Origin of the sequence: Agromyces sp. Root81 (assembly GCF_001429165.1) — a bacterium.
GTDB lineage: Bacteria > Actinomycetota > Actinomycetes > Actinomycetales > Microbacteriaceae > Agromyces.
This window is the reverse complement of sequence record NZ_LMIR01000001.1, coordinates 918,720-934,074: the sequence shown is the minus strand read 5'-3', so window position 1 is coordinate 934,074 and position 15,355 is coordinate 918,720. Positions and strand designations below refer to the sequence as shown.

Here is a 15,355-nt window from a genome sequence, read left to right as displayed (position 1 = left end):
GCTGGCAGTAATATGTCACATATCGCCGCCCGGCGATGAGGCACTGTCGTACTCGAAGGAGAGTCACATGCAGTTCGGATCTCGGCGCCGCAAGCGCCTCCTCCACGTCGCCGTCGCAGCCGGCGTCCTCGCGCTGACCGCGGGATGCTCGAGCGGTCTCGCCGGCGGAGGCTCGGAAGCCACCGATGACGGACCCATCAAGATCGGCATGCTCGCGCCCTTCTCGGGCAGTGAATCGGCCTTCGGCGTCTACATGCAGAACGGCGCCCAGCTCGCCGTGAACGAGATCAACGCGGCGGGCGGCGTGCTCGGCCGCGACCTCGAGCTCCTCGTCGAGGACGACGCATGCGATGCCACGACGGCCGTCTCGGGCGCCAACAAGCTCGTCACCGACGGCATCGTCGCCTCGGTCGGCGGCTACTGTTCGGGCGCGACGCTGCCGACGCTGCCGATCTTCGACGAAGCGGGCATCCCGATGGTGATCCCGGCGGCGAACTCCAACGAACTCGTCGACCAGGGCCTGCCCGGCGTCTTCCTCATCAACGGCACCGGCGACCAGCAGGCCGAGGCCGCCGTGACCTACGCCAAGCAGATCGGCGCGACGAACGTCGCGGTCGTCGACGATGCCACGAGCTACTCGGCCGACCTCGCCGAGGCGTTCACCGAGCAGGCCACCGCGGCCGGGCTCGAGGTCGTCGCGCACGAGACCATCACCCCCGGTGAGAACGACTACTCCGCGGTCGCGACGACGCTCGCGAGCCAGCAGCCCGCACTCGTCTACTGGACCGGCTACTACCAGGAGGGCGGCCTCATCGCCCGGCAGTCGCAGGACGCCGGGTTCCAGGGCGTGTTCCTCGTCGCCGACGGCTCGGTCGACGCCAAGTTCGCCGAGATCGCAGGTGAGGGCTACATCGACAACGTCGTCGGCACCTTCACCCAGACGCCCGACATGATCGAGGGTGCCGACCAGTGGATCGCCGACTACGAGGAGCTCGCCGGCGACCCGCCCGGGCCCTACTCGACCCAGGCGTACGACGCCGTGCGCGTGATGGCGCAGGCGATCGAGGATGCCGGCGACACCGAGTTCGACAACGTCGTGGCCGGTCTCGAGGGCCTGAAGGACTTCGACACCTTCGCCGGACCGCTCACGTTCACGGACACCCACACCCTGTCGGGCGGCGGATTCGTGATCGTCGCCATCGACCCCGCGACCGGCGCGTTCGTCCTCGAGGACGACCTGCAGGGTTGACGCATCGGGGCGGGGCTCCGGCCCCGCCCCGACTCGTCGGAAGGAACTCCTCTGCAATGATGCAGCTCATCTGGAACGGTCTCATCGTCGGATCGTTCTACGCCCTCGTCGCGCTCGGCTACAGCATGGTCTACGGGATCATCAAGCTCCTGAACTTCGCGCACGGCGACATCTACATGCTCGGCGCGTTCGTCGGGTTCTTCACGCTCTCGGCGTTCGGCATCTCGAACGAGACGTCGATCCCGCTCCTGCTCGTCGTGCTCCTGCTGTCGATGGTCACCACCGGCCTCATCGGCGTGGGCATCGAACGCATCGCGTACCGCCCGCTCCGCAGGAGCCCGCGGCTGGCGGTGCTCATCACGGCGATCGGCGTCTCGTTCACCCTCGAGTACGGCGTGCGCCAGATCTTCGGCCCGAACCCCGAGGCGTTCCCCATCCGCCTGGAGTCCAGCGGGTTCGACGTGCTCGGCATGCGCGTCACGGCATCGCAGATCGTGCTCGTCGTCATCGCCGCCGTGCTCATGCTCGTGCTCGCCCACATCGTGGAGCGCACGCGGCAGGGCCGCGCGATGCGGGCGATCGCCCTCGACCCGACGGGCGCGCAGCTCATGGGCGTCAACGTCGACCGGGTGATCGCGATGGTGTTCTTCATCGGCTCCGCGCTCGCCGGAGCGGCCGGTGTCATGGCCGGGGCCTACTACGGGTCGATCGACTTCCTCATGGGCTTCATCATCGGGCTGAAGGCGTTCACCGCCGCGGTCATCGGCGGCATCGGCAACCTGTACGGCGCCATGCTCGGCGGCGTGCTGCTCGGCATGCTCGAGTCCTTCGGCTCGGCGTGGTTCGGCGGCGAATGGCGGGATGTGTTCGCCTTCGGGTTCCTCATCCTGTTCCTGACGCTGAAACCCACGGGCCTGCTCGGTGCCCGCGTCGTTGAGAGGATGTGACCTGGTGCGCGATCTCGACCTCGCCCTGAAGCACGTGCCGTTGCGTGCCCCCGCGCCCCTGTTCGAGCGGCCGCAGCCGCCGAAGGGCGTCTTCACCTCCCAGCGCGGCTTCATGCGCGCGCTCGGTCTCCTGGCTGTCCTCCTGGTCGCCGTGCTGCCGTTCATGGATGCCTCCCGGTACACGATGTCGATCGCGACGAGTGCGCTCATCTACGTGATGCTCTGCATGGGCCTGAACGTCGTGGTCGGCTACGCCGGGCTCCTCGACCTCGGCTACATCGCGTTCTTCGCGGTCGGCGCCTACGTCTCCGGCATCTTCACGACGGTGCTCGGCTGGCCGATGTGGGCCGCGCTCATCGCGACGATCATCGCCTGCATCACGGCGGGCATCATCATCGGAGCACCGACCCTGCGCCTCCGCAGCGACTATCTCGCGATCGTCACCCTCGGGTTCGGCGAGATCATCCGCATCACGGCCAACAACCTGAAGATCACGGGCGGCCCCTCCGGCATCCACGGCATCCCCAGCTGGAGCTTCGGGCCGTGGAGCTTCGACGACGGCTTCTCGCTGCTCGGCATCGACTTCCCCGAGCGCGTGGTGTTCTACTACTTCGTCGCGCTCGTCGTGATCGTCGTCGGCGTGATCGGCGCCGGGCGCCTCGCGAAAGGCCGACTCGGCCGGGCGTGGAAGGCCGTGCGCGACGACGAGGACGCCGCTGAGGCGATGGGTATCAACACCTACATCGCCAAGATCTCGGCGTACATCATCGGCGCCGTCTGGGCCGGCATGGCCGGTCAGCTGATGGCCACGCACCTGTCGGCGATCAGCCCGAACAGCTTCCAGTTCCTCTACTCGGCCCTCATCCTGATGGCCGTGGTGCTCGGCGGCATGGGCTCCACGCCCGGTGTCATCATCGGCGCGCTGTTCGTGTCGCTGGCACCCGAGCTGCTGCGCGACTTCGCCGAATGGCGCTACCTCATCTTCGGCGTGCTGCTCGTCGTCGTCATGCTGTTCCGCCCGTCGGGGCTCTGGCCGGCCACCGCCGTGCTGCCCTGGCTGCGGCGCAGCCGTCCGACCCCGCCGGCGTTCACCGAGGCGACGGCCGTGCCGGCGAGCATCATGGAGTCGGTCGACGGCACGCCGACGACCGACGCACACGAAGGAGACCGCGCATGAGCGCCCTGCTCGAGGTCCGCGATCTCAGGCTGCAGTTCGGCGGGGTCACGGCCGTCGACGGACTCAGCTTCGAGGTCCGCGAGGGCGAGATCCTCGCCGTCATCGGCCCGAACGGCGCCGGCAAGACGAGCGCGTTCAACTGCATCTCCGGCTTCTACCTGCCGACCGCCGGCGCGGTGGTCTTCGACGGCAAGGCGATCGTGCGGGCCGTACCCGAACTCTGGCGCAGGCTCGGACTCGTGAACCTGCTCCAGAGCTTCGGCCTCTACCGGGTGCTCCCGTCGCGGGTGACGAAATGGGGCATGGCCCGCACGTTCCAGAACCTCCGGCTGTTCCGCGAGCTCTCGGTGCTCGAGAACGTCACCACCGCGATGCACGCGAACCTCCGCGAGGGATTCTGGGCGACCCTGCTGCACACGCCCGGCTACCGCCGTGCCGAGGCGGCGTGCGTCCGGGAGGCGAGGGGATGGCTCGACTTCGTCGGCTTCGAGGACGACGAGCAGCTCTACGTCACCCAGCTGCCGTACGGCGAGCAGCGGCGGGTCGAGATCGCCAGGGCGCTGGCCACGAGCCCGAAGCTCCTGCTGCTCGACGAACCCGCCGCGGGCCTGAACTTCAACGAGAAGCAGGCGCTCATGCGGCTCATCCGCAAGATCAGGGGGCTCGGCGTCGCCGTGGTGCTCATCGAACACGACATGGGACTGGTCATGGAACTCGCCGAGCGCATCGTGGTGCTGAACTACGGCAAGGAGATCGCCGACGGCGCCCCCGAGGTCGTGAAGCGGGATCCCGCCGTGATCGAGGCCTACCTCGGCGTCGACGAGAGCGAGGACGCGTGATGACGACGCTCGAGGTGCGGGACGCGGATGTCGTCTACGGCCGGGTGCACGCACTCCGTGAACTGAGCTTCACCGTGGGCGAGGGCGAGATCGTGTGCCTGCTCGGCAACAACGGCGCCGGCAAGTCGACCACCATGAACATGCTCTCCGGGCTCGTGCGCCCGCGTTCGGGCTCGGTGACCTGGCAGGGGATGGACCTCGCGACGGCCAAGCCGTGGGACATCGTCTCCGCCGGGCTCATCCACGTTCCCGAAGGACGACGGATCTTCTCGACCATGACGGTGCACGAGAACCTGCTGCTCGGCGGCTACACCGTGAGCGACGCCAAGGCGATCGCAGCGCGTCTCGACGAGGTGTACGCCATGATGCCGCGCCTCGCCGAGCGCCGCTCGCAGCAGGGCGGCACGCTCTCCGGCGGCGAACAGCAGATGGTCGCGATCGGCCGGGCCCTGATCGGGGGGCCGAAGCTGCTGCTGCTCGACGAGCCGTCGATGGGACTCGCACCGCTCGTCGTGAAGCAGGTCATGGAGATCATCGCCGCGGTCAACGCGACGGGCACGACCGTGCTGCTCGTCGAGCAGAACGCGCGTGCAGCGCTGAAGATCGCCCACCGCGCGTACGTCGTCGAGACCGGGAGGGCGACCCTCGAGGGGCCCGCCGCCGAACTCGCGAAGGATCCGCGTGTCATCGAGGCGTACCTCGGTGGTTGACTTGCGACGAGGAGGTGCATCGTGCGTGTCGCGGTGATCGGTTCGGGCATCGTGGGTGCCGCGTGCGCGCTCGCACTCGTCGAGGGCGGCGCGGAGGTCGTCGTGATCGACCGGGTGGGCGTGGCCGGCGAGACATCCAGTCGCTGCGAAGGCAACCTGCTCGTCAGCGACAAGGCGCCGGGCGCCGAGGCCGACCTCGCCGTCTCCTCGAACGCGATGTGGCGCGCGCTCGCCGAGCGGCTCGACGCCGACCGGCCGAACGGGCAGCCGGCGACGGAGTTCGAGGCGAAGGGCGGCATCGTCGTCGCCTTCGGCGGCGGCGAGGCGGCGCTCGAGCGGTTCGCCGACGCGCAGCGGGCCACCGGCATCCGCGCGGAGGCGCTGGATGTCGCGGCGCTCGCCGCGGCCGAGCCGTTCCTGTCGCGCGAGGTCGTGCACGCGGTGCACTATCCCGACGACGCCCAGGTGCAGCCGTCGACGGCGACCCAGGCCCTGCTCGACACGGCGGTGCGCGGCGGCGCCCGACTCGTGATCGGCGAGGTGACCGGCGCGCTCGGTCGGCCGGGCCGGCTCTCCGGGGTGATGACGACGGCCGGGCCGATCGAGGCCGACGTCGTCGTGAACTGCGCCGGGCCGTGGGCCGGCGAGGTGGCCGCCCGGCTCGGCGCCCGCCTGGACATCCGGCCGCGCAGGGGAGTGATCCTCGTCACGACGCCGATGCCGCAGCGCGTGTTCCACAAGGTGTACGACAGCGACTACGTCGGCGCGGTGGGCTCGGGCGACGCCGCCCTGCAGACCTCGACGGTCGTCGAGTCGACTCCGGGCGGCACCGTGCTCATCGGTTCGAGTCGTGAGCGGGTCGGCTTCGACGAGCACCCGGGCGTTGCCCCCGCTGCAGCCATCGCGGCGAAGGCGGTGCGCCTCTTCCCGTTCCTCGAGCAGACGACCCTGCTGCGCAGCTACTTCGGCTTCCGCCCGTACGCGCCCGACCACCTCCCGGTCATCGGAGCCGATCCCGAGGTCTCGGGGCTCGTGCACGCGACCGGTCACGAGGGCGCGGGCATCGGCCTCGCTCCCGCCACCGCCGAACTCGTCGCGCACACCGTGCTCGGCGCACCGACCGCCCTCGACCCGACCCCGTTCCTCCCGAGCCGGGCCAGCCTGCAGGAGACCGCATGATCCGCATCACCGTCGACGCCGAGTCGATCGAGGGACGCGACGGCCAGACCATCGCCGGCGTGCTCATCGGCGCCGGCCGCACCGCGTGGCGCACGGCGCAGACCGGCGATCGCGGCGTGTTCTGCGGCATCGGCGTCTGCCACGACTGCCTCGTGACCGTGAACGGCGTCGAAGGAGTGCGGGCGTGTCAGCGGGAGGCCGTCGACGGCGACCGAGTCGAGCGGGAGGTGCGGGCATGACCGGCGCCAAGCGGGTCGCGATCCTCGGCGGCGGTCCGGCCGGGCTCGCCGCCGCGCAGGCGGCCCTCGCCGCCGGAGCCGACGTCACGCTGCTCGACGAGGGCGGCCGGCTCGGCGGCCAGTACTGGCGGCATCACGAGCAGCTCACCGACCGGCGTCTCCAGCACGGCTGGGCGCGGTTCGAGCGGCTCCGAGGCGTCCTCGACCGCGCCGAGGTGCACACCGGTGCGAGCGTCTGGTCGGTCGAGGCATCCGATGGCCTGGTGCGGCTGCAGGCCGTCGTCGGTCCAGCGGATGCCACGGCGCGGGCCGCACTCGACATCGAGGCCGATGCCGTGGTCGTCGCGACGGGCGCCCACGATCTCGCCCTCCCCGTGCCCGGCTGGACCCTCCCGGGCGTCACGACCGCGGGCGCGGCCCAGGCGCTCGCCAAGCGCGACGGCGTCACGGTCGGGCGGCGCACGGTCGTGAGCGGTGCGGGCCCGTTCCTGCTGCCGGTCGCGCAGTCGCTCGCCGTCGCGGGCTCCGAGGTCGTCGGCGTGCACGAGGCATCCCGCATCGGAGCGCTCGCGGCCGGCTGGCTGCCGCGGCCGTGGCAGCTCGCCGGCAAGGCGGGCGAACTCGTCGAGTACGTCGGCGCCCTGGCCCGGCACGGCATTCCGTACCGGATCGGCAGCGGCGTGGTGCGGGTGCTCGGCACCGACCGGGTCGAAGGCGTGGTCATCGCCGCGCTCGATGCCGAGTGGCGCCCCATTCCGGGCACCGAGCGCGAGGTCGCGTGCGATGCCGTGGCGCTCGGGCACGGGTTCACGCCGCGCCTCGAGGTCGCGATCGCCCTGGGGTGCACGATCGAGGGGGATCGCCGCGGGCGATTCGTCGTCGTCGACGAGGCCCAGCGCACGAGCGTGGCCGGCGTGTACGCGGCCGGTGAGATCACGGGCATCGGCGGTGCGGACGCCGCGCTCGCCGAAGGGGCCGTAGCCGGCTTCGCCGCGGCGGGGGGTGCGCGCGACGACGCACGCATCAGCGGTCCGCTCGCCGTGCGGCGACGCATGCGAGCCTTCGCGGCGCGGCTCGAACGCGCCCACGGCATCCGGCCGGGCTGGACCTCGTGGCTCGCCGACGACACCGTCGTGTGCCGCTGCGAGAACGTCACGCGCCGCGCGATCGCCGATCGGGCCGATGCGCCGCTGCGGGCGATGAAGCTCGCGACTCGGGCCGGGCTCGGCCCGTGCCAGGGCCGCACGTGCGGCAGGGCCGTCGAGGCGATCGTGGCGGAGGCCGGCGGAGCGCCGGAGGGATTCGACCGCCGGCCGGTGCTCGCGCCGGTGCGGCTCGGCGAGGTCGCGGCACTCGGGCGGGGGAGCGCCGTGATCGACACGGAGCCCGCTCGACGCGATGATGCCGAAACGACGGTTGCCGCCGTCGAGGCACAGCAGTAATATGTGACATATTACCGATCCGCGAAGAGCGGACCAGAGAAACGGAAGATCAGATGACCAGCACCATGGACCTCGGCGGCGTCGTCGTCGCCACGACGCTCGCCTTCACCGAAGACGACTCGGCGCCCGCCGGACTCGCGGTGGACTACGACAAGTTCGCCGAGCACGTCGACTTCCTGATGAGCAACGGATGCCGCGGGGTCGGCCCCAACGGCTCGCTCGGCGAGTACTCATCGCTCACCGACGAGGAGCGGCGCAAGGTGATCCAGGTCGCCGTCGAGGCCGTCGACGGGCGCGGCATCGTCATCGCCGGCGCCCACGGCGTCGGCAGCCACCAGGCACGCAAGTGGGCCGAGTGGGCCCGCGAGGACGGCGCCGACGGCGTGCTGCTGCTGCCGCCCACGCTCTACCGTGCGAACGAGGGCGAGGTCATCGCGCACTACGAGGAGGTCGCCAAGGTCGGCCTGCCGATCATGGCGTACAACAACCCGTTCGACACGAAGGTCGACCTCGTGCCGTCGCTCGTCGCGAAGCTCGCCGAGATCCCGGAGGTCGTGGCGATCAAGGAGTTCTCGGGCGACGTGCGCCGGGTCTACGAGATCAAGGAACGCTGCGACATCGACATCATCGCGGGCGCCGACGACGTGCTCTTCGAATTCATGGTGAACGGTGCCGTCGGCTGGTTCGCCGGCTACCCCAACGCCTTCCCGAAGGAGGCGGTCGAGCTCTACAACCTGCTCATCGAGGGCAAGTGGCACGAGGCGCGCGAGCTCTACACGCAGCTCGTCGCCGTCTTCCGCTGGGACTCGCGCACCGAGTTCGTGCAGGCGATCAAGCTCTCGATGGACATCTGCGGCAACTCCTACGGCGGGCCGACGCGTCCGCCGCGGGGCCCGCTCAGCGACGAGCATCGCGCCCAGGTCACCGTCGACACCGAGCGGGCGCTCGCCGCGCTGGCGGCCCGCTGATGCGTGGGTCGCTGTCGGCGCAGTGTCGAGGCCGTCGTTCGCCGCGAATCTCGACGGCGGCCCGCTGATGCGTGGGCGCCGGGTCGTCTCGGCCGTCGACTCGCACACCGAGGGCATGCCGACCCGCGTCGTCACGGGCGGCGTCGGCCGGATCCCCGGCGCCACCATGAACGATCGGCGCCTCTACGCCATGGAGCACCTCGACGGGCTGCGCGGCCTCCTCATGAACGAGCCGCGCGGCCACGCTTCCATGTCGGGGGCGCTCCTGCAGCCGCCCGCGCGTGACGACGCCGACTGGGGCGTCGTCTTCATCGAGGCCAGCGGCTTCCTGCCGATGTGCGGACACGGCACGATCGGCGTCGCCACGGTGCTCGTCGAGACGGGCATGGTCGAGGTGACGGAGCCCGTGACCGAGATCCGGCTCGACGTGCCCGCCGGGCTCGTCATCGCCCGTGTCGCGGTCGAGGGCGGGCGCGCCGTGCACGTCACGATCGAGAACGTGCCGAGCTTCGTCGAGCGACTGGATGCCTCGATCGAGGTGCCCGGCTACGGCGCCGTACCCTACTCCGTCGCCTTCGGCGGCAACTTCTACGCGCTCGTCGAGCTCGACGACATCGGGCTGCCGTTCGATCGCGCCAGGAAGGACGACATCGTCGCCGCGGGCCTGGCGATCATGAAGGCGATCAACACCCAGGCGCCGCCGCGCCATCCGGAACTCGACGGCGCGAACCACGTGCATCACGTCGAGTTCATCGCGCCCGGCTCCGACGCCGTGCGTTCGCGGCACGCGATGGCGATCCACCCGGGGTGGTTCGATCGCTCGCCCTGCGGCACCGGCACGTCGGCGCGCATGGCCGAGCTGCACGCGCGCGGCGAGCTCGCCCTCGAGACCGACTTCGTCAACGAGTCGTTCATCGGCACCGAGTTCACCGGGCGACTGCTGCGGGAGACCACCGTCGGCGGCGTGCCCGCCGTGGTGCCCACCATCACGGGCCGAGCATGGGTGACCGGGCTCGGCCAGTACTTCCTCGACGACGACGACCCGTTCCCCGAGGGGTTCGTCTTCTGACCACCCTGACCGACCCCCAGCACAGAGCGGATCGACCCATGACGACCTCCACCGAACCCGACCTCGATCGCATCGCCGAACGGGCGGCCACCGTCGCGCGCGCCTTCGCCGCGACCGAGCCGCGCGCCCGAGCCGCGGCACTGGTCGCCGTGGCCGACGCCCTCGACCGCAACGCCGCCGAGCTCATCGCGATCGCGATGCGCGAGACGGGCCTCACCGCACCGCGTCTCATCGGCGAGGTGCGCCGCACCTCGAACCAGCTCCGGCTCTTCGCCGAGGCGATCGTCGACGGCGCCTACCTCGACGCCCGCATCGACGCATCCGACCCCGAGTACGTCATCGGTCCGCGGCCCGACCTGCGCCGCGTGCTCGAGCCGGTCGGACCCGTGCTGAACTTCGCGGCGTCGAACTTCCCGTTCGCGTTCTCGGTCGCGGGCGGCGACTCGGCGGCGGCGCTTGCCGCCGGCTGCCCCGTCGTGGTCAAGGCGCACTCGGGGCACCTCGAGCTCTCCCGGCGCACTGCAGAGGTCGTCGTCGAGGCGCTCGCCGCCGCCGGCATGCCGGATGGCGTGTTCCAGCTCATCGAGGGGCAGCAGAACGGCGTCGCCCTGCTGAAGGACGACCGCATCCGCGCGGGCGCCTTCACCGGCTCGACGCACGTCGGCCGGCTGCTCGCCGACATCGCGGCGACCCGGCCGCGGCCGATCCCGTTCTACGGGGAGCTCGGCAGCATGAACCCCGTCTACGCCACGGCCGGCGCCGTCGCCGCCGAGCCCGAGCTGCTGCAGGGGTTCCTCGCTTCCGTGGCCGGCTCGGCCGGTCAGCTCTGCACGAAGCCGGGCTTCCTCTTCGTGCCGGCGGGCGCCGAGCTCGACGGGCTGGCCGAGGCCGCGGCCGCGGTCGGCGAGCATCGCCTCCTGAATCCGGGCATCGGCCGCGCCTTCGAGGAACGTCGCCGAGCCGTGCTCGGCGCGGACGGCGTCACAGTACTCGCCGAGGGCGAAGTGCGAGTCGACGACGACGGGCAGCGCTTCGTGACGCCGACCGTGGTCGAGGTCCCGGTCGAGCAGTTGCGCGAGCAGCCGGAGGCGCTCCTCGAGGAGTCATTCGGTCCGCTGTCGGTGATCGTGCGGTACTCGGATGCCGCAGCGCTCCCCGCCCTCCATCGCGAGCTGTTCCCCGGCAACCTGACCTCGACACTGCACGCGACCGACGATGAGGCGGCCGGGCTCGGCGAACTCGTCGACGCGCTCGCCGAGACCAGCGGCCGCGTGCTCTTCGGCGGTTGGCCGACCGGCGTCTCGGTGACGGCCGCCATGCAGCACGGCGGGCCGTTCCCCGCCACCACGACCGACGCCACGAGCGTCGGCACGGCGGCGATCACGCGGTTCCTCCGCGGCGTCGCGTACCAGAACGCGCCCCAGTCGCTGCTGCCGGAAGCGCTGCGCGACGACAACCCGTGGGGTGTTCCGCAGCGCCGCAGCGAGGCGGGCGCGTCGAGCGGGTGGGGGAGCCTCACCGGCGACCACTGAGCCGGCATCCACGAGATCTCAGGTACGCGAACGGCCCGGGCGGATCCGCCCGGGCCGTTCGTCGTCTCATGCGCTCAGCGCAGGCTGAAGCCCTCGGCGAGCGGGTCGGCCGGATCGAGCTCGAACTCGCAGCTGCCCACGCGGTACGCCTGGCCGGTGACCTCGGGCACCACGGCGCCCTCCGTGCGTTCGGCCACGCGCGCGAGGAAGCGCGTGCCGATGATCGAGTCGTGGGTCAGCACCTCGCCGTCGGCGAGCTCGCCGGTGTGCGCGAGCAGCGCCACCCTCGACGCAGTGCCCGAGCCGCACGGGCTCCGGTCGACCTCGCCGTCGGCGAAGACGGTGACGTTGCGCTGCCATGGGCCGTCGGCGGTGCGGCCGAGGTCGTCGACGAGGATCGTGCCGTACACGCCCGACAGTCGGTCGTCGGCGAGCTGGGCGGCCGGGTGGTCGTTCAGCGCCCACTTGATCTCGCGGCCGAGGCGGATGAGCTCGGTCGTGTCGGCCGGCGTCACGGTGAGGCCGAGGGAGGCGGCGGGCAGGGTCGCGTAGACCGCGCCGCCGAAGACGAGGTCGACGGCGACGTCGCCGCGGCTCGTCGAGAGGGGGATTCCGGTCGCCAGCACCCGGGACGGGACGTTGCGGAACACGACGCCCGTGGTCTCGCCGCCGCTCCGCTGCACGCGCGCCTGCACCCGGCCGCTCGGCACATCGATCGTGACGAGCGCCTCGCCGTCGTCGGGCGCGGCGACACGGCCCGTCTGCACCGCCCAGGCGCCGAGCGCCATGGTGCCGTGCCCGCATGCGGTCGAGAAGCCGTCCTTGTGCCAGAACAGCACACCGAAGTCGGCGCCGTCGTCATCGGGCGGAGTGATGAATCCGCCGTACATGTCGTCGTGGCCGCGCGGTTCGAGGCAGAGGAACCGGCGCACGGCGTCGGCCCGCCCCGTCATCGCCTCGACCCGCCGGGCCGCGACGGTGCCGCCCTCGGTCGGGACGTCGAGCACGATGCGGAACGGTTCGCCCGCGGTGTGCCAGTCTTCGGTCTTCCAGTGCATCATGCCTTCCGTTCGTTCGTCAGGGCGAGCTGGGCGACGGCGAGATCCTGCCAGCCCATGCCGCAGGTCTTGATCACGACGGGCCGAGCGGATGCCTCGGGGCCGCCGTCGCCGAACAGCTGCGCCATCGGGGTGAGCGCGTCGGGGGAGAGGTGCCCCTCGGCGATGGCCAGGATGACGTCGCCGGCCTCGGCGAGCGCCACCCGCTGCGACTCGACGATCACGCGAGCGCGACCGAGGAGCTCGCCCGGCAGTTCGCGGGCGTCGCGTTCGTGGGAGCCGACGGCGACGACCGCGGTCCGGTCGCGCACGAGTGCGGCGTCGAAGAGCGGCTCGCGAGCGGTAGTGGCGCAGACGACGAGGTCGGCCTCCGCGACATCCGCTGCCGTGCCGACGGCGACGTCGAGACCTCTCGCGGCGACGAGCGCCACTGCGTGCTCGGCCTTCGCCCGGTCGCGGCCGACGAAGCGAACGCGATCGATCGGACGGATGGCGCGCATGGCCTCGACGTGTCGCACGCCCTGGGGGCCGGTGCCGAAGACGACGAGCGACGAGGCATCCGGCGCGGCGACGACGTCGGCGACGGCGGCCGACACGGCCGGCGTGCGCAGGCTCGTGAGCTCCGTGCCGTCGAGGAGGGCGACCGGTGCGAGGGTCAGGGCGTCGAGCACGACGTAGATCGCCTGGATGCGCTCGAGGCCGCGCGCCGGGTTCGCCGGTGCCACGGTCGCGAGCTTCTGGCCGGTGTACGCGCCGAGGTCCGACGGCATGAGCAGGAGCTGGCCGTGCCGCACGTCGACGATCGCACGCGGCGGATCGGCGTCGGGGTCGAACCCGCCGCGGAGGGCCTGCTGCAGAGCGTCGATGGCCTGGCGCATGGTGATGCGCTCGGCGATGGCGGGGCCGTCGAGGAGTCGGAGCGAGTCGAAGATGCCGGGCATGGACACATCGTACGGGTAATGCGTAATATGTCACATATCGCCGACGGCTCGAAGCTCTCGACCCGACGAGCTGCGATCGGGATTCGGCCGCCACGAGCGCCGGAGCCCCCGTGCAGCGCTCGCTCGAGCACGGCGATCCGCGACGTCGTCCGACGACGCGGACAGCGAATGATTCAAAGGTGACTCATGGCTCGATCCACTCTTCGCGTCGCGGCGGTGCTCGCCGTCTCGACGGCGCTCGCGTTGACCGCGTGTTCGACTTCGCCCAGCGCCGATTCCGGCGACGGTGAACCGCAGACCGGCGGCACCCTCAAGGTGCTCGCGAACGGCGACGTCGACCACCTCGACCCGCAGCTCGTCTCGTACGTGCCGACCTACAACGTGATGCGCTCGGTGTCACGCTCGCTGCTGAGCTACGCGGCCAGCGACGACGCCGCAGAGCGCATCGTGCTCCAGCCCGACCTCGTCGAGGAGGTGCCCACACCGAGCGCCGACGGGCTCACCTACACCGTGACCCTTCGCGACGGCGTCACGTGGGGCGCGCCCGACGGCGCCCGCCCGATCGTCGCGAGCGACGTCGCCCGCGGCATCGAGCGCCTCTGCAACCCGCACATCTCGGGCGCCCTGGCCGGCTACTTCCAAGGACTCATCGCCGGCATGGACGAGTTCTGCACCGGCTTCGCCGCCGTCGCCCCCGAGGTCGGCCCGATGAAGGAGTACATCGAGGGCAACGAGATCTCCGGCATCCAGACGCCCGACGACCGCACGATCGAGTTCACCCTCGTCGAGCCCGCGAGCGACTTCCCGTTCATGCTCTCGCTCGACGCGGCCGACCCGGCGCCGATCGAGGCGCTCGACGCGCTGCCCGACTCGCCCGAGTACCGTCGCGGCTTCGTGTCGTCCGGCCCCTACCAGGTCGCCGAGTACACGCCCGACGCGAAGCTCGTGCTCGAGCGCAACCCCGCGTGGGACCCCGAGAGCGACCCGCTCCGCAAGGCCTACGTCGACGGCATCGAGATGACGATGGGCGTCGAGGGCGACGCCGCGATGCAGCAGCTGCAGGCCGGCTCGGCCGACATGCTCTTCGACCTCTCCCCGAGTCCCGCGAACATCCAGCAGCTCAAGGCGGCGAACGACGAGAAGTTCTCGACCATGGAGAACGGCGGCGTCGACCAGTTCATGTGGATGAACACCGCGTCGACCAACAACGAGGGCGCGCTCGCCAAGCTCGAGGTCCGCCAGGCACTGCAGTACGCGGTCGACAAGTCGGCCGTCGTGCAGACCATGGGCGGCGCCGACCTCGCCGGCGTCACGAACGGCATCTTCGGCCCCGGCATCCTCGGCTACCAGGAGTCCGACCAGTACGCGACCGAGGGCGGCAAGGGCGATCCCGAGAAGGCGAAGGAGCTTCTCGCCGAGGCGGGCTACCCCGACGGACTCACCCTCAAGATGCCGTACCGCAACGTCGGCACGCAGCCCGACATCGCCCAGACGGTGCAGGCGAGCCTCGAGCGCGCCGGCATCACCGTCGAGCTGACGCCCGTGCCGCCGACCGACTACTACGCGAACTTCATGACGAACCGCGACAATGCGAGCTCGGGCGCCTGGGACATCGCGCTCGTCGGCTGGTCGCCCGACTGGCAGGGCGGCGCAGCGCGCAGCGTCTTCCAGCCGCAGTTCGTCTTCGACGGCACGCCCCAGTCGTACAACTACGTCGACTTCAACAGCGACGCGGCGAACGAGCTCGCCGCCGAGGCCCTCGCCGCGGAGACGCCCGATGAGGCGGCCGACCTCTGGCACCAGGTCGACGAGGCCGTCATGGCCGACGCGCCGATCGTCAGCATCGCCTACCGGCTGAAGTCGAACTACCACTCGGCCCGCGTCGGCGGATTCGAGCCGTACGCCCAGAGCCAGAACGGCGACTGGACGAACGTCTGGCTCACGAAGTAGCCATCCGCATCATCCGAATCATCAGGTATCCGGCGGCCGGCCTCGGCCGGCCGCC

General features: G+C 71.2%; 14 protein-coding genes. 12 read left to right on the top strand and 2 right to left on the bottom strand.

Features of this window, described 5'->3' with window-relative positions; translation table 11 throughout:
• The first annotated feature begins 67 nt into the window (after positions 1-67).
• From ASE14_RS04495 to ASE14_RS04445, 11 genes are all read left to right on the top strand, one after another.
• Positions 68-1,249: a branched-chain amino acid ABC transporter substrate-binding protein gene (locus tag ASE14_RS04495; RefSeq protein WP_056651226.1), complete on the top strand. Its 1,182-nt coding sequence runs from the start codon at positions 68-70 to the stop codon at positions 1,247-1,249.
• A 56-nt stretch (positions 1,250-1,305) separates the two neighbouring features.
• The gene (locus tag ASE14_RS04490; RefSeq protein ID WP_056009660.1) at positions 1,306-2,196 is read left to right on the top strand and encodes a branched-chain amino acid ABC transporter permease; all 891 of its coding nucleotides are present in this window, start codon (positions 1,306-1,308) and stop codon (positions 2,194-2,196) included.
• Positions 2,197-2,200: 4 nt separating this feature from the next.
• A complete protein-coding gene (locus tag ASE14_RS04485; protein ID WP_235511082.1) occupies positions 2,201-3,373 on the top strand; it encodes a branched-chain amino acid ABC transporter permease in 1,173 nt (390 codons plus the stop codon).
• Entirely contained in the window at positions 3,370-4,212 is an 843-nt protein-coding gene (locus tag ASE14_RS04480) for an ABC transporter ATP-binding protein (RefSeq protein WP_056651223.1), read from the top strand. The genes ASE14_RS04485 and ASE14_RS04480 overlap by 4 nt, the downstream gene beginning before the upstream one ends.
• Positions 4,212-4,922, top strand: a complete 711-nt coding sequence (locus ASE14_RS04475) for an ABC transporter ATP-binding protein (RefSeq protein ID WP_056651220.1) — start codon at positions 4,212-4,214, stop codon at positions 4,920-4,922. Before ASE14_RS04480 ends, ASE14_RS04475 begins: the two co-directional genes overlap by 1 nt.
• A gap of 21 nt (positions 4,923-4,943) precedes the next feature.
• Complete coding sequence (locus ASE14_RS04470; protein WP_235511081.1) at positions 4,944-6,101, top strand: FAD-binding oxidoreductase; 1,158 nt, start codon at positions 4,944-4,946, stop codon at positions 6,099-6,101.
• Complete coding sequence (locus tag ASE14_RS04465; protein WP_056651214.1) at positions 6,098-6,340, top strand: (2Fe-2S)-binding protein; 243 nt, start codon at positions 6,098-6,100, stop codon at positions 6,338-6,340. Before ASE14_RS04470 ends, ASE14_RS04465 begins: the two co-directional genes overlap by 4 nt.
• Positions 6,337-7,782 carry an FAD/NAD(P)-binding oxidoreductase gene (locus ASE14_RS04460; protein ID WP_082600061.1) on the top strand — a complete coding sequence of 482 codons (1,446 nt, stop codon included), beginning with the start codon at positions 6,337-6,339 and terminating at the stop codon, positions 7,780-7,782. The genes ASE14_RS04465 and ASE14_RS04460 overlap by 4 nt, the downstream gene beginning before the upstream one ends.
• Before the next feature lie 53 nt (positions 7,783-7,835).
• Complete coding sequence (locus tag ASE14_RS04455) at positions 7,836-8,750, top strand: dihydrodipicolinate synthase family protein (RefSeq protein WP_056651211.1); 915 nt, start codon at positions 7,836-7,838, stop codon at positions 8,748-8,750.
• Positions 8,751-8,817: 67 nt separating this feature from the next.
• The gene (locus tag ASE14_RS04450) at positions 8,818-9,819 is read left to right on the top strand and encodes a proline racemase family protein (protein ID WP_056651764.1); all 1,002 of its coding nucleotides are present in this window, start codon (positions 8,818-8,820) and stop codon (positions 9,817-9,819) included.
• A gap of 38 nt (positions 9,820-9,857) precedes the next feature.
• Entirely contained in the window at positions 9,858-11,351 is a 1,494-nt protein-coding gene (locus ASE14_RS04445) for an aldehyde dehydrogenase (NADP(+)) (protein ID WP_056651208.1), read from the top strand.
• A 74-nt stretch (positions 11,352-11,425) separates the two neighbouring features.
• Here the strand turns inward: ASE14_RS04445 and ASE14_RS04440 are convergent, their stop codons facing one another.
• Positions 11,426-12,412, bottom strand: coding sequence for a proline racemase family protein (locus ASE14_RS04440; RefSeq protein WP_056651205.1), 987 nt, complete (start codon positions 12,410-12,412; stop codon positions 11,426-11,428).
• Complete coding sequence (locus ASE14_RS04435; protein WP_056651202.1) at positions 12,409-13,350, bottom strand: ornithine cyclodeaminase family protein; 942 nt, start codon at positions 13,348-13,350, stop codon at positions 12,409-12,411. Before ASE14_RS04435 ends, ASE14_RS04440 begins: the two co-directional genes overlap by 4 nt.
• A 186-nt stretch (positions 13,351-13,536) precedes the next feature.
• Between ASE14_RS04435 and ASE14_RS04430 the strand changes: the two genes are divergently transcribed.
• Positions 13,537-15,300, top strand: coding sequence for an ABC transporter substrate-binding protein (locus tag ASE14_RS04430; protein ID WP_056651198.1), 1,764 nt, complete (start codon positions 13,537-13,539; stop codon positions 15,298-15,300).
• Positions 15,301-15,355 lie beyond the last annotated feature (55 nt).

What these genes read in the sequence shown, in the direction of transcription:
- ASE14_RS04465 (WP_056651214.1), top strand. Translation starts at nt 6,098, where the DNA reads ATGATCCGCATCACCGTCGACGCCGAGTCGATCGAGGGACGCGACGGC.
- ASE14_RS04480 (WP_056651223.1), top strand. Translation starts at nt 3,370, where the DNA reads ATGAGCGCCCTGCTCGAGGTCCGCGATCTCAGGCTGCAGTTCGGCGGG.
- ASE14_RS04490 (WP_056009660.1), top strand. Translation starts at nt 1,306, where the DNA reads ATGATGCAGCTCATCTGGAACGGTCTCATCGTCGGATCGTTCTACGCC.
- ASE14_RS04455 (WP_056651211.1), top strand. Translation starts at nt 7,836, where the DNA reads ATGACCAGCACCATGGACCTCGGCGGCGTCGTCGTCGCCACGACGCTC.
- ASE14_RS04435 (WP_056651202.1), bottom strand. Translation starts at nt 13,350, where the DNA reads ATGCCCGGCATCTTCGACTCGCTCCGACTCCTCGACGGCCCCGCCATC.
- ASE14_RS04475 (WP_056651220.1), top strand. Translation starts at nt 4,212, where the DNA reads ATGACGACGCTCGAGGTGCGGGACGCGGATGTCGTCTACGGCCGGGTG.
- ASE14_RS04445 (WP_056651208.1), top strand. Translation starts at nt 9,858, where the DNA reads ATGACGACCTCCACCGAACCCGACCTCGATCGCATCGCCGAACGGGCG.
- ASE14_RS04495 (WP_056651226.1), top strand. Translation starts at nt 68, where the DNA reads ATGCAGTTCGGATCTCGGCGCCGCAAGCGCCTCCTCCACGTCGCCGTC.
- ASE14_RS04450 (WP_056651764.1), top strand. Translation starts at nt 8,818, where the DNA reads ATGCGTGGGCGCCGGGTCGTCTCGGCCGTCGACTCGCACACCGAGGGC.
- ASE14_RS04430 (WP_056651198.1), top strand. Translation starts at nt 13,537, where the DNA reads ATGGCTCGATCCACTCTTCGCGTCGCGGCGGTGCTCGCCGTCTCGACG.
- ASE14_RS04440 (WP_056651205.1), bottom strand. Translation starts at nt 12,412, where the DNA reads ATGATGCACTGGAAGACCGAAGACTGGCACACCGCGGGCGAACCGTTC.
- ASE14_RS04460 (WP_082600061.1), top strand. Translation starts at nt 6,337, where the DNA reads ATGACCGGCGCCAAGCGGGTCGCGATCCTCGGCGGCGGTCCGGCCGGG.